Origin of the sequence: Bacillus glycinifermentans (genome assembly GCF_001042475.2) — a bacterium.
Classification (GTDB): domain Bacteria; phylum Bacillota; class Bacilli; order Bacillales; family Bacillaceae; genus Bacillus; species Bacillus glycinifermentans.
The window spans coordinates 1-13,787 of record NZ_LECW02000019.1; the positions used below are offsets into that span (position 1 = coordinate 1).

The following is a 13,787-nucleotide window of genomic DNA, read 5'->3' on the forward strand; positions in this document are numbered from 1 at the left end:
TATAGCATTAAAGACTATGCCGGGATTTTGGTTCTTTCTAATGATTTGCTTGCAGATACACAAGAAGCGCTTTTGCAGTACCTTTCTAATTGGCTTGCCAAAAAGTCGGCCGTGACCCGCAATACGTTGATTCTTAATCAATTAGGAACACTTGCAAAAACCACAGTATCGAAGCAGGACGACATTAAAGACATTCTCAATGTCAAACTTGATCCGGCTATTAATGCCACGACTAAAGTTGTCACGAACCAATCAGGATTTAACGTGTTAGATAAACTGAAAGACGCTTTCGGCCGTTACCTGCTTCAGCCGAACCCTACTGATCCAACTAAAAAATTATTGTTCGGTAAGCCGGTATCCGTCATTTCTGATAAGTATTTGCCAAACGGCGGTACAAAAACGACTCCAAAATATCCATTAATCATTGGAGACCTTAAAGAAGCTGTCAAACTCTTTGATCGTCAGCAATATTCCATTTTAACGACAAATGTCGGTGGTAAAGCATTCTACCGTAACTCTACAGATATGCGAATCATTGAACGTGAGGACGTTGTACTTTGGGACACGGATGCTGTTGTTTACGCGGAATTTGCATCTATTAAAGACGCTGTTCCCGACAATGAAACTCCAAGTACCGGCGACACAGAAGATAAATCAGTTGACGTTGGAAAATAAAAAAATTGAAAAGGATGATGAGATATGGCAGATCAATTTTTAAACCAAAGTAACGGAGTCTATACTTCTGCAGAGGACGACGGTACAGGAAAGCCGGTAACACCGGTTTATTTGAAAGGAAACAGCGAGGATAATCCTTTGTACATTAAGGGAATGCAGGGGGAACCTGGGCCGCAGGGACCTCAAGGGCCAAAAGGGGACAAAGGAGATACCGGCCCGCAAGGTCCACAGGGAGAGCCAGGACCCCAAGGTCCGAAAGGTGATAAAGGTGATCCGGCTGACATTGGGGAGAAAAGTATCCTACATGAAATGCTTGCGGACAAGTCTGTTAGAAGCAACAACCTCGGAACCGGCAGCGTCATGTTGGACAACTTAAACAGCGAAGTAAAGGCTGTTTTAGATGGTTTACAAAAGCAAATTGATGAATTAAAAGGTGGCGGAACATCTAGCTAACGAAGGATAGGTGATGCCCTATGACTGAAATGGAACAAAAAGAGCTTGAAGAGGCGAAAAAATTCCTCCGGGTCGATGGTGATCTGGAGGATGATTTAATTCTTGGGTTTATCGCTTCTGCAAAAGAATACATTACAGCTGCAACCGGGTTGAAATTTCCTAACAATTCAGCGCGGGCTGATATGTGTGTAAAGGCTTTTGTTACGCATTGGTATGAAAACCGGGAAGTGGCCGGCACGACTTCAAATCTTGATGGGGTGCTTACGATGATGATCAATCAATTAAAATATACGGTTCCGGAGACTGATTCTAATGCTGAATGACATGCGGTATCGAATCAAGTTTCAAGAGAAAAAAGAAGGCGGCCGTCTCCCTGTGGAAGGTGACTATGAAACGGTCGTTGAATGCTGGGCAAAAGCCGAAGGGTTAAAAGGCCGGGAATACTATGCAGCGGCGGCTGTACAAAAAGAACATACAGTAGAATTTACGATCCGACACAGAGAGGACATCGACAAACATATGCGGATTCTTTTTCAAAACCAATCATATGAGATCGAATCGATCCTTCCGAACTATTCCCGAAAAAATTTCACCACAATCAAGGCAAAGGCGGTGGAATAATGAAGATCGAAATGGAAATGCAGGGCTTTAAAGAATTGGATTCATATTTAGCTTCTCTTGCAAGAAAAGATGAAGCGATAAATAAAGCTGCTGTAAAAGCCGGGGGTGCGGTCCTTGCCAAAGAAATTGACAAAAATGCACCCCGATCAGATATTGGCGGCAATCACCCCCACATTGATGAAGATATTATCGTTGGTAATCGTACGAGAAAGGACCCCGATGGTGAGATATATGCAGTGGTCGGCCCTACAAAAGATACAAAATACCGTGTCCACTTACCGGAGTTCGGTACTATCCATCAACCGGCTAACCCGTTTATTCAGCAGAGTATGCTAAGTGCCAATGAGAGGATGCTTCAGGCGATGGCAAGCGTTATAAAAAGAGGGTACAAGCTATGAATGTAGCGGAAAGAGCCCTACAACTAAAAAATAAAGTATTTGAAGCGCTGGAGAGTGATCCGGCGCTTTTATTATTGGCTGATCCAGCAAACATTTTTGAACTTGCGGTGCCGATTGGCATCAAAAGCAAACCAGCTTATATCGTCGTACAGGAATTGGACTACAGAACTACCAAGTGGGCTGATGGAAAGCCGATCAAGGACAGCGCTGTATATCAAATCGATGTATACAACGATTCATCCTGCGATCAGATTTTGGCTGCCGTTATAGGGGTCATGAACAGTCTGGATTTTCAAACAACGGTTTTAATTAATGACTTTTTAAAAGATGAGGGTCTTATTCGGAAGGGACGCCGATTTGAGGCCAATATTTTAATATAATTGGAGGTTTTAGAATGCCTGAATACAGTTCAGTTACCGGATTGGAAGGCGTTAGATTTGCGCCTTTAAAAAAGGAAAATGGCTTTTATGTGGCTACAAAAATTATTGATTACCCTTACGCAATTAACGCGAAGGTCAATACGGATACATCAACAGAAAAGCAGTATGCAGACAACAAACTGGTGGATATGGCTGTCACGACTGGTTCTACAAAATTGGAGCTTGAAATGCGGGATCTGCCAATGGAAATCTTGGAGGAATTGTTTGGGATAGAAGAAACAGACGGGCTCTATATGTTCAAAAAGAATGTTATCGCGCCATGGGTCGCTATGACCTTCTATGGTCCAAAAGCGAATGGAAAGAATCGCCATGTAGGCTTAGTGAAAGGGCGTTTTTCCCTTCCGGATGATGAATGGAAAACAAAAGAAGAAAAGACAGACTTCCAAACAGTCAAACTTTCTGCTGAATTTATGGAGCGAGAACAGGATGACATCTATAAAGTATTGGCTGACGAGGATGCACCGAATTTTAGTCTGGACAAGTTTTATGAAAAAGTATTTGGTGCTGCCTATAAAAATCCAGATTCTGTTTCTGGTGATAAATCCAGCGTAGACATTGGCAAAACAGTATAAAGGGAAGCAGCGTGCTTCTCTTTTTTCATATCAAACAAAATAAAGGAGGAGTCAACATGGCTCAAAAACAAATTTCGGTGAAATTATGGTTTGAAAAAGAAGAAAAATATAAGACGTTTATTGCACCTCGTACTAATACAAAAACTTTGTATGAAGCTCTGGAGCTAGATGAGGCAGCCGCTAAAAATACCAACAGTATTAAGGAAGTGCTTAAGAGCCTTGAAGATCGTATGAAGTTCATTGTACGGGTATTCCGCAACCAATTTACTTTAGAGGAATTTCAAGAAGGTCTACAGTCTTTTGAAGTTTCAGACGAAGTAAGGCGAATCATGGGCGAAATTATGGGTTATGAGGAAGTTAAGGAGGAAGAAGATTTTTTGCCGGGAGTGGAAACGGAGGCCTTTCAGCAGAAAAAGGAATAGATCAGCTCAATGATATTTACGCTGCCCTTTTAAAACAGGGTTGGACCATGACTGAAATTGACGAGATGGATATTTACCATTACTTAGAAGTCTTGGCACATGAAAATAAACCTAAAGTTGTTCCAATTGATCAAGTGTTTTTCTAAGGCAGGCTAAGCAGCCGGTCTTTTTTCGTTGAGTTTATGCCAGGGAAGCGGGGTGGATACATATGGCGCAACCTATCGGAAATATGATCGTTAAAGTAGGCCTTGATGATACCGGTTTTAACCGAGGAATTGAGGGCTTAAAGCGGCAAATGCGTTTAGCAAATTCTGAAATGAAAGCCTCCAGTGCTATTTATAAAGCGGCGGGTAATCAATCTAAATTTCTCCAATCCCAAGTAGAAGGTCTCAATAGCAAATATCGTATCCAGGGCCGATTAGTCGAAGAGCATCGAGCCAAATACGAGAAATTAGCAAAAGAAAAAGGGATCGACAATCGAGAGACCCAAATACAAGGCCGCAGGCTGAATGATGCTATTGCAGTTCACCAAAGCCTTGGAAACGAACTGCAACGTGTAACAAGAGAATTTGAAAACACGACAAACAGCACCCGTCGCGCTTCGGGTGTTTTTTCTGTGTTCAGACGAGATTCAGGGAAAGTATCTGAAGGGCTAAACGCTGTTTACCATTCTGCTTCTAAGGTTGGAACAGCCCTTTCGGCTGTTGGCGCAGCGGGAACGTTGGGGATTGGAGTAAGTGTAAAAGCCGCAGCTGATTTTGAAAAAGCTATGAGCCGTGTTGGTGCTTTAGCGAATGCAACAAACGACCAGATGGCTAAGCTGACAGAAACGGCGCGTCATTTGGGTGCAACAACTCAGTTTACTGATGGAGAAGTTGCCGAAGGAATGCAGTACCTTGCGATGGCCGGGTATAAAACGAATCAAATCATTGGAGCTATGCCTGGTCTTCTCGCGACTGCCGCAGCCGGACAAACAGACCTTGGTGTTACAGCTGACATCGTTTCTGATATCTTGACGGAATTTCATATCAAAGCTGAAGATACAAACCGCGTTGCGGATGCCATGACGTATACGTTCACCAACTCAAACGCCACGCTTCAAGAGATCGGTCAAACGATGAAATATGCGGCTCCGGCAGCAAAAACGGCCGGACTCAGCATGGAAGAGTTAGCGGCGGCGACGGGCATCATGGCAAACAGCGGGATTAAGGCTGATATGGCAGGAACGGCTTTGCGGTCTACTCTAACCCGTTTATCATCTCCGCCAAAACAAGCTGGAAATGCGATCCATGAATTAGGTTTGCAGGTAACTGATTCCACAGGGAAATTGCGTCCGCTTTCTGATATAATCGGCCAGATCAATGAGAAAACAAAAAATTATACCGAAACTGAAAAAATCCGTATTGCTAAACAGTTGGCAGGGCAGCACGCTCTTTCTGGATTTATTACTTTAATGCACGCAGGAAAAGACAAGCTCCAAGATTTCACCAAAGAAATTGAAAACAGCGGGGGCGCTGCGGACAGAGTAGCCAAAAAGCAAATGGATAACCTGGCCGGATCCATGGAATATCTGAAATCTGCTGTGAACAACGCTCTTATCACTTTGGGGAATCAGTTTCTCCCTGTGATTCGTGCAACCACTGACGGTCTAACAAAATTCGTTACCTGGTTCGATTCATTACCCCCTTCCGTTGCGAGTACCATTGCGATTACTGGCGGAGCGGTAACTGTGTTTTCGCTTTTAGGTGGGGCGTTTTTATTGATTTTAGGTTCTCTGCCAAAGGTGGCAGCAGGCTGGAACATGCTGCGGACTGCCGGAAGCTATTTAACAGGCAGTGTAAATCGGGCTTCAGCAAGCCTCAGCACTTATTCCACAGAAGCTATTGCGGCGGGAGCAGCTTCCAGGACAGCGGCTGCAGGAATGAACACGACCTCCACGGCGGCGGCTGTAGCGTCTACAAGGATGGAACGTTTCCATCAATCAACCGCGGTCGCAACAACGAGAGTAGGACGGCTTGAGCAGTCATCTAGTAGAAGTACAAGAGCTATGCGGGGGCTGGGCGGTGCTTCACGTGTTGCCGGGCTTGGTCTAAGTTTATTTGGCGGCCCCGTCGGGACAATCGCCGGCCTTATTCTTTCGTTTGCACCTGAGCTCTTAAAATTCGGCGGAAATATTTTAAAGGTCGGGGCCAATGCAATTAAAGGCGCTGGCGGCTTCATGAAATTAGCGAAAAGTGGTTTTGGCCTTTTCAACATTCTCAAAAAAGGAGCGGGAGTTGTCGGCCTCTTACGTGGCGCATTGAGTTTGTTAGGTAGTCCTATTGGCCTTGCTATTACAGGTGTAACGCTTCTTACGGAAGCAGGTATGAACTATTATGACAACCTGAAGAAAAGGGTTCTTCCATCGACTATTGACTTTGGTAAAGGGGTTTCGAAGTCTACTGCAAAAGCTGTGAATGCTTATGAAGATATGAATACAAAAGTCACGGCTAAGCTTGAATATCTCCGTATAACCAATGCAAAAATCACCAAGAAAATAGCGGACGATGTCGCAACACAGTTTACAGCGATGGGAGAGTCTTTGAAAAATGGATTCCAAACGAGCACTGATTCAGCCACCAAGGTATTAAAGGAGTTTTTTGCGTCCAATGAGGAAATATCAGATAAATACGCGGCTAAGATTCTAAATAAAATTGGGGATGGAAACCAAAAGAAACAAAAGAAAATACAAGGATATGTGGATCGTGTAAATGAGATTTATCGAAACGCCGCAAAAGAACATCGTAAGCTTACAGATAAAGAAAATGAAGAAGTTACTAAAATTCAAGGGAAGATGCTCTCCCAAATGGAGACAGCACTTACCCGTAGTAAAGGTGAACAAACGAAAATTTCTAGAAAGTTGAAGGAAGAGTCTTCTAATCTTTCCGCCAAACAGGCAGCCGCTGTTGTGAAAAACAGCAACAAAGCAAAAGAAAAAACAATTAAAGCTGCCAAAGACCAATATAAGGCTGTAGTTGACGAGGCGAATGACCAATATTATGTAAAAAGAACAATTTCAAAGAAACAGCACGATTACATTGTTGATAAAGCTGAAAGCCAAGCAGAAAAAACAATTGAGCAAGCAAAAGAGACACATGAAGGTGTGGTCAAAGAGGCAAAGCTTCAAGCATATGGACATATTGATCAAGTCGATTTTGAGACAGGTGAAGTCCTTAGTGAATTTGATATTTTTGTCCTCGACTTAGCTGGTGTTGTGAATAAGATTACCGGTGGAATTAACACGGTTCTTGAATTTATGCATGCCCCAACCATTCCAGAGTGGAAGCCTAAAGGTTATAATGGCCGGTCTGAAAAAATGCAGATTGCACCAGGTGCCGCTTATGCAAAAGGAACAGACTTTCACCCTGGAGGAAAAGCGATTGTCGGTGAAGAAGGGTGGGAGTTGGCCCATACACCAGGCATCGGAACTTATGTTGTAGGGGCAGGCGGCCCGCAAATTTGGGATCTCCCACGAGGCACCTCCGTACTACCGCATGACCAGTCAAAAAAATTAGCAGCCACAGGGTTACCAGGATATGCAGGAGGGGTTGGCGACTTTTTCAAAAAAGCGATTGACGGCTCTAAAAAGATGGTCAACGGGGCTGTATCTTTTGGAAAAAGCGTCGTGGATAAAGTGGGCGATGTTAGCGCAACTGCAATGGACTTGATTACAAAGGGTCCCGGCAACTTAATCAAAAAACTGTTTAGTGGGCTGATCCCCTACAAAACTGGAAAAGGCATTGACTCGTTAGGGACCGGTATACTCAAGACATTGAAGGATGGGGCAGCTCAATTCCTGAAAGGTGTCATGCCGGATCCAGGTACATTTAAAGGAGCCGGCGGAACAAAAGCTGTAAACCAATGGGTGACTGAAGCAGTCGGCATCGCGGGTGTGCCGATTTCATGGATCCCGGGGCTTGTTACTATCGCCATGAAAGAAAGTGGCGGTAATCCTAACGCCATCAATTTATGGGATTCTAATGCGAAAGCTGGGCACCCTTCACAAGGGCTGATGCAGACGATTCCAAGCACGTTCAACGCGAATAAGTTTCCTGGACATAATAACATTTTGAATCCGATCGATAATATCCTGGCTGCCATTAACTATATCAAACGACGATATGGTGACATAAACAATCATCCGGGGTTAAAATCGATGGCCCGAGGCGGCGGATATGTTGGATATGCAAAAGGCGGTATTTCGCCTGGCCGTGGTGGATCAAAATGGGCGATCTTAAATGAACGCGGGTATGATGAAACGACCATCACAGAGGATCCATCTTATCGGGAGCGCAATATTGGGCTATGGGCCCGTGTTGGTAGAAAGCTTGGCGTACTTCCGGATTTGCAGGATGGAATGATTTCAAAAGCGCTCCTCCTGCTTCAAAAAGTTTCGGAAAAGCCTGCACAGGAATTGGCCTCGCCTAAAGACTTTTCTGTGGACATCAGCCGTGTTGTGCAGAACCAAGAAAAACAGATCAGTATGATGGCAAAACAAATTGATTTTCTAAATAAAAATGTGCAGCTCTTGCAACAGATCCTATTAAAAGATAACAACACTTATCTTGATGGGAAGAAAATCGATCAATCATCCGGGGATCGGTATACTCGAACTTCATACTTGAATGGGGTGAGATAGTGGAATTGTACATTGACTATGATAATGGTTTAGGGGAGCAGAGTTTAAGCAGCCTGCTTCCTTTTTTTGAACCTTTAAGTTTTACACCTGAGTCACCAGGCATTGAGCGTGAAACAACAAATATCCCGAGAATAAATGGAGTCGTTTTGCCGCAACATCCCCGTGACGTCAAATATACAGAAAGAAAAATATCAGTTGAAATCTATCTGAATTCAGTCATTGCCGAAAATTTTTATCAGTATCGACGGGAACTATACGCGGTTTTGGTTAAACCGTTCCCTTACTATATTTCAACTGACTTGTTGCCAAATCTCCGTTTTCGCGTCACATGTGATGGGAATTTCAGTATTCCAAAAGAAAAAGAAAAAAATCATGTTTCTTTTACTGTGGAATTTAACAACTTTACTGGTTTAGCAGAGTCAAAATTCACTTCTTTGACAAAACAGAATTTTCACGGGGAATACTGGAGCCCAGGGATGAATATTCAGATACACGACAACCTGGAATATGTGTTTAAAAATCGAAAAAGATTTCAGGTTTACAATACGGGGGATGCTTTTATCAATCCCATGCAGCATGACTACAATGTGACCTTACGGGCTTCAGGTAAAAACGTGACGATCATCAACCATACAAATGGGGAGAGGCTGAAAATTGAACAGGAGTTGAAAAAATCACAGCCTGTCACTTTTATCAAACAGTATACCGTGATCAATAATAAGCCGGTTAAAACCTCCGGCAGGCTCCCGGGGCTTGATATAGGGAGCAATGATTTTGAAATACAGAATACCAATGATTTTGAAATCACTTTCGATACACGTTTCTATTACGCATAAGGAGCAAGTACAATGGCAAATTCAGATTTTATAAAAGAGATTGCGCCAGACGCGCAGAAGATATATAAGAAGTATGATATTCTCGCGTCTCTCATTATTGCTCAGGCCTGTTTAGAGAGCGCATGGGGGACAAGTGGGCTCGCTCAGAAAGGAAAAAATCTATTCGGAATTAAGGGGACTTATAACGGGCAATATGTTCTCATGTGGACGACTGAATACGATCGCAAAGGGAATGCAACCCGGGTACAAGCCAAGTTCAGAAAGTATCCATCCTGGTATGCTTCTCTGCAAGATTTAGCCAAGCTTTATGTGAACGGAACGAGCTGGGATCCCGATCATTATAAAGCCGTAGTAGGTGAAAAAGATTACAAGAAAGCAACAGCAGCCCTTGTAAAAGCCGGTTATGCTACAGACCCGGCTTATGCGACGAAGTTAAACAATCTAATTGAAACGTATAATCTTACACAATATGATTCTGTGGACGATATTCCTATTGATCCTGATCAACCTGACACACCGATACCGGAGCCGGAATTTCCGAGTAAGGAGTATGACGGCAAAGACATCACACTCAATCAGAGTTTGCCTTCAGATGTTGATTTTCCACAGCTGCATGTTTCAACGAAGGATGGTAAAAGTGTTGTTGAAATAACCGGGGTTTCCGTTGATCTGACGGACGATACGACAGGTAAGAAGAGTTTTACCTTCACGATCACAAAAACGCAGGAGAACGGCACAGAATTCGATTTATTGGTGAACGACAACATACTTTATCTGGATGAGAAAAAATTCAATCATCAAAAATACTATATTACGGATGTAGAGGTAAGGCAGGAAAATAATATCCTTACAAAAACCGTCACAGCAGCTCATATTTTTTCTGTTCTACTGATCAATAATTACGTGAATGATACCGTAACAAAGAAATTAAAGCTTAGAGAAGCGTTGGATATTGCCTTGAAAGATACAGATTTCAAATATATTCTGAAGGCGCCAGAAAGCGAGTTTCCAAGCGCTGATCATGAGAATTTTGGTGATAAAAACTCTACGGAATTGATGGATGAAATTATTGAAGATTATGGGCTTGAAATAGATGTCGATAATTACAAAATCTACGTCTATAAAAAGATGGGGAAGCGCATTGATTTTACTCTGGATTCCCGTTATAACATGCCAGGTATTACAATTAAAACAAGTTCTCAAAATAGTACGACACGAGCGTGGGGATACGGCGCCTTAAAAGAAGGCAGCAATAGTACTGACAAGAATCCAAAATATGAATTTGAGCCTATTTTATATGTTCATCCTGATGAAGATAAATTCTTAATTGAAGGAAAGCCGCGGTGGGCTGAACCGATAAAAGATGAAACAATAAAAAAATCCAGTCGCATGGTTTCAGCACTGAAGAAGCATGTGAATCCTTATCCAGAAATGACGATCGAAGCTGATTTCAAAAAAATCTATGAGCCAAAACTTTTAGAAATTGAACAAGACTTCTGGAAAGGCGACACAATTCACGTCTTGGCCGATACGGCGGATGGCATCACATTTGAAGATGATGTGAGGCTGATTTCAATTCAGTACAATCCATTGGATCCATACAGCAGCCCGCAGCTGACATTTGCAAATTTCCGCAAAGACATCCATGACATCAATGTTGACCAGGCAAAAAGGTTAAGGAATCAAAAAAGATATATAGATCAGTTATTTAAAACGCTCAGATAAGCGTTTTTTATTTTGTCAAAAAGGAGTGAGGAAGATGGTGCGGCTGACTAAAAACTACAATACGACTCGAAATTCCCTCTATGAATCGCAGTTAAGCGGGGACATGCAGAGTATTGAAAATGCGTTAAATGATCATGAGTATAATTTAAAAAGCCATAAAAATGCAAAAACTGCCCACACATCGGATCAGATTATTCACGGCGGGTTTACTGTTGCGAACCGGTTGGATAATTTAAATGCACGGTTTGCTAATGTGATTGTGAATCACGACGGGAAAGACGTAAAAGAGATTGTGGATGCCAGGGTAACAACTGATGGGAAAATCGCACAAACGTTGAAAGACCGGCTGGATTTAGAATTTAATAAGCTTGAACAGAAAATAAAAAGAGAAGTAAATGTTGATGATTTTGGCGCCGTACCGGATGGAAAAACCGACAGCTCTGAGGCATTTAGAAAAGCGGTGGGGGACGGCCGTGTAAGGGTTAAATTAAGCGCCGGTATCTATGTGATTCGAGGGGTTAAGCTCCCATCTTGGACTTATCTGATCGGTCAGGGAAAAGGTGTTACAACCCTCAAGCTTCATGAAGACACACCCGCCAGCGAATGGGTCATCACAAACGCCGATTATGAAAACGGGAACCGAAATATTTTCGTGCAAGGGATGTCACTTGATTGGAACCCGGACAGACAGGGCGGCGTCGGGGCTACGGGCGGCCAACATTCAAGCTGTTTGACATATGCCAAAGTAAAATTTGGGTGGGTTAAAGACGTTGAGGCAATTAACGCAGGTTTACACGGATTTGATATAACAGCGCCCACATATGATCATCTGGCGTCTACACAGTATACAAAAGACGGATGCCGGTATATTTGGTTGGATAACTGTGTAGCTTATGGGGCGGGGGACGACGGCATTACCACGCACTATAGCGAATACATTTTTATTTCAAATTCTTACTCTTTTGATCAGCGCGGTACGGCTCACCCAAAAGGACAGTCAAATTCAAATGGCATAGAAGTTGATGACGGGTCAAAGCATGTTTGGCTGATTAATAACTTTACATCTGGTAATATCCGGGGCGTAGAAGTCAAAGCACATAAGGAATGGCCGGCATCCCAAAATGTTCATGTCATTGGCCATGTGTCCTTTCATGATGTGCGCTGCTTTGATCTACGACATATCGGGCATCACAAAGCAGAGGATCCGGAAAGCACAACGGCCTACGATGTCACCCTTACGGATTGTACAGCAATCGAACCGATATTCAATGATATGTATGAAGGATTGACCCCGCGTGCGTTAGTGGTTTCAGCTTATAAAAACGTAGCTGTCAGCAACTTTACTGCAATAGGTGATCCTTCATATGACTATAAGGATAACCCGGTCATTGCCTTGCAGTATAGAAGCCGAAACATTTCCTTGAACAATATCACGATTAGGGGATTCAAAAAAGCGGGCTTTGATATTCGTCTATATGGCGGTCCGCAAAAAACGGATAATGTCAACCTGTCCAATTTTACTTTTTATAAGTCGGCCAAGCAGGGAATCGGAATCGGCGGCGGGGTGTACTCTGTGAATATCTCCAATGGAATCATGGAAGGAGAAGGCGGTACATACGGGATCACGTCACCAAATTCACAGGCGAACATTAATAATGTTCAGACATCCGGCTACTCCTACGCGGCCATGATTAAGGGGAACAAGTACAAATTTGTACCAACGAATTTCAAAGGAGGATTCCGAGGGGCGACGACTTCCGGGGCTCCTTTAGATCCAACAAGTGCGATTATCGCGGCTACGGGTGACAACATAGCAAAAGGCCCGCGGAATTTCATGGGAGGCGTTTCAGGCGGCTCTTCTACAGAAGGATCACGGCAGGCCATTATAGCAGCGAACAACTCAAAGACGAAAGGGGACGGACCTGCAAGAGTGGTGATGGCTGCCCAGGCAGTTACTAACGATGACAGCTATTCTGTAGTTGGCGGATACGGCACCGGATCACCGTCGAAAAATAATATCAAATGGAAAATTGATTCTACAGGCGGACATATCCGGGGGGTAGGACGCGTGGAAAGCGTATCCGATTTTAAAGACCTTGCAGAATACTTTGAATCTAAAGATGGCCGTAAAATTGAATCCGGCTTCTTGGTGACTTTGGATGGTGACAAGATCAGGAAAGCTGAAAAAGGGGACAAGGTATTGGGCGTTATTTCCGAGACGGCCGGGGTCATTATGGGCGGTGCGGCTTTCTATTGGAACGACCGTTACCTTAGAAATGAATTTGGCGGCATTATCTATGAAACCATTAATGATAATGGTCGAGCAATCATAGTACCTATGGAAAATCCAAACTATAACCCTGACCTTGAATACATCCCGCGGGAAAAGCGGGACGAGTGGCATGTCGTCGGTTTGGTCGGTCAGGTATTTGTCAGGATTGATGAGACTGTCCAGGTAGGAGACTACATCGTCCCAGCTGACGGAATAGGGACAAAATCAGAGGACGGAACAGGTTTTTACGTGATGCGTATAAATCGGTCATATTCCGCCGAAAAAGGGTATGGAGTCGCATTGGTCTTCATGCACCCACAGATGTAAGGAGGTTCAACGATGATCTATAAGGAAGGCGAAATATCATTTGATATTAACGCGCGGAAAGCCGCAGCCAAATCTACCAATATACAATTTTTCACCCAGGATACGGGCAGCGCAAAGCTGTCCTTTTCTTTTACAAAAGACGGCGCCCCGTTGCCTCTGTCGGCGGTGGATGCAAAAATTGTCCTTCTGTATGCGGATGATTCGTTTTATAAACGGAGCTTGACACTGACGGACAAGGTAAACGGGAAAGCTGAATACGTCCTATCTGATGGAGAATTGAAACACTACGGCCAGGTAAAGGCCGAAGTCAAATTGTATTATACGAACGGCCAGGCGCTTGCGACGGTATTTTTCACTTTCTCCATTGC

13 protein-coding genes are annotated in these 13,787 nt (G+C 43.5%); all 13 read left to right on the top strand.

What is annotated here, in order from left to right:
• A partial coding sequence (locus tag AB447_RS11640; RefSeq protein WP_156415982.1) for a phage major capsid protein occupies positions 1–675 on the top strand: 675 nt, incomplete at its 5' end.
• A gap of 24 nt (positions 676–699) precedes the next feature.
• Positions 700–1,128 (top strand): collagen-like protein, encoded by a 429-nt coding sequence (locus AB447_RS11645; RefSeq protein ID WP_048354906.1) that lies wholly within the window; start codon positions 700–702, stop codon positions 1,126–1,128.
• A gap of 20 nt (positions 1,129–1,148) precedes the next feature.
• A complete protein-coding gene (locus tag AB447_RS11650) occupies positions 1,149–1,451 on the top strand; it encodes a head-tail connector protein (RefSeq protein WP_048354907.1) in 303 nt (100 codons plus the stop codon).
• Complete coding sequence (locus AB447_RS11655) at positions 1,441–1,749, top strand: phage head closure protein (RefSeq protein ID WP_048354908.1); 309 nt, start codon at positions 1,441–1,443, stop codon at positions 1,747–1,749. The genes AB447_RS11650 and AB447_RS11655 overlap by 11 nt, the downstream gene beginning before the upstream one ends.
• Positions 1,749–2,147 carry an HK97-gp10 family putative phage morphogenesis protein gene (locus AB447_RS11660; RefSeq protein ID WP_048354909.1) on the top strand — a complete coding sequence of 133 codons (399 nt, stop codon included), beginning with the start codon at positions 1,749–1,751 and terminating at the stop codon, positions 2,145–2,147. Before AB447_RS11655 ends, AB447_RS11660 begins: the two co-directional genes overlap by 1 nt.
• Complete coding sequence (locus AB447_RS11665) at positions 2,144–2,527, top strand: phage protein (protein WP_048354910.1); 384 nt, start codon at positions 2,144–2,146, stop codon at positions 2,525–2,527. Before AB447_RS11660 ends, AB447_RS11665 begins: the two co-directional genes overlap by 4 nt.
• 14 nt (positions 2,528–2,541) lie before the next feature.
• Positions 2,542–3,159, top strand: a complete 618-nt coding sequence (locus AB447_RS11670) for a major tail protein (protein ID WP_048354911.1) — start codon at positions 2,542–2,544, stop codon at positions 3,157–3,159.
• 56 nt (positions 3,160–3,215) lie between these two features.
• Positions 3,216–3,581: a phage tail assembly chaperone G gene (gene gpG, locus AB447_RS11675; protein ID WP_006637252.1), complete on the top strand. Its 366-nt coding sequence runs from the start codon at positions 3,216–3,218 to the stop codon at positions 3,579–3,581.
• Between the two features lie 208 nt (positions 3,582–3,789).
• Positions 3,790–8,259, top strand: coding sequence for a phage tail tape measure protein (locus tag AB447_RS11680; protein WP_048354912.1), 4,470 nt, complete (start codon positions 3,790–3,792; stop codon positions 8,257–8,259).
• Positions 8,259–9,095 carry a phage tail family protein gene (locus tag AB447_RS11685; RefSeq protein WP_048354913.1) on the top strand — a complete coding sequence of 279 codons (837 nt, stop codon included), beginning with the start codon at positions 8,259–8,261 and terminating at the stop codon, positions 9,093–9,095. The genes AB447_RS11680 and AB447_RS11685 overlap by 1 nt, the downstream gene beginning before the upstream one ends.
• 12 nt (positions 9,096–9,107) lie before the next feature.
• Positions 9,108–10,820 carry a phage tail protein gene (locus AB447_RS11690; protein ID WP_048354914.1) on the top strand — a complete coding sequence of 571 codons (1,713 nt, stop codon included), beginning with the start codon at positions 9,108–9,110 and terminating at the stop codon, positions 10,818–10,820.
• A gap of 34 nt (positions 10,821–10,854) precedes the next feature.
• The gene (locus AB447_RS11695) at positions 10,855–13,419 is read left to right on the top strand and encodes a peptidase G2 autoproteolytic cleavage domain-containing protein (RefSeq protein WP_057957580.1); all 2,565 of its coding nucleotides are present in this window, start codon (positions 10,855–10,857) and stop codon (positions 13,417–13,419) included.
• A gap of 12 nt (positions 13,420–13,431) precedes the next feature.
• A partial coding sequence (locus AB447_RS11700) for a BppU family phage baseplate upper protein (protein WP_172796343.1) occupies positions 13,432–13,787 on the top strand: 356 nt, incomplete at its 3' end.

Excerpts from the sequence above, each read along its gene's own strand:
- AB447_RS11645 (WP_048354906.1), top strand. The coding sequence starts at position 700 with ATGGCAGATCAATTTTTAAACCAAAGTAACGGAGTCTATACTTCTGCA.
- AB447_RS11650 (WP_048354907.1), top strand. The coding sequence starts at position 1,149 with ATGACTGAAATGGAACAAAAAGAGCTTGAAGAGGCGAAAAAATTCCTC.
- AB447_RS11655 (WP_048354908.1), top strand. The coding sequence starts at position 1,441 with ATGCTGAATGACATGCGGTATCGAATCAAGTTTCAAGAGAAAAAAGAA.
- AB447_RS11660 (WP_048354909.1), top strand. The coding sequence starts at position 1,749 with ATGAAGATCGAAATGGAAATGCAGGGCTTTAAAGAATTGGATTCATAT.
- AB447_RS11665 (WP_048354910.1), top strand. The coding sequence starts at position 2,144 with ATGAATGTAGCGGAAAGAGCCCTACAACTAAAAAATAAAGTATTTGAA.
- AB447_RS11670 (WP_048354911.1), top strand. The coding sequence starts at position 2,542 with ATGCCTGAATACAGTTCAGTTACCGGATTGGAAGGCGTTAGATTTGCG.
- gpG (WP_006637252.1), top strand. The coding sequence starts at position 3,216 with ATGGCTCAAAAACAAATTTCGGTGAAATTATGGTTTGAAAAAGAAGAA.
- AB447_RS11680 (WP_048354912.1), top strand. The coding sequence starts at position 3,790 with ATGGCGCAACCTATCGGAAATATGATCGTTAAAGTAGGCCTTGATGAT.
- AB447_RS11690 (WP_048354914.1), top strand. The coding sequence starts at position 9,108 with ATGGCAAATTCAGATTTTATAAAAGAGATTGCGCCAGACGCGCAGAAG.
- AB447_RS11695 (WP_057957580.1), top strand. The coding sequence starts at position 10,855 with ATGGTGCGGCTGACTAAAAACTACAATACGACTCGAAATTCCCTCTAT.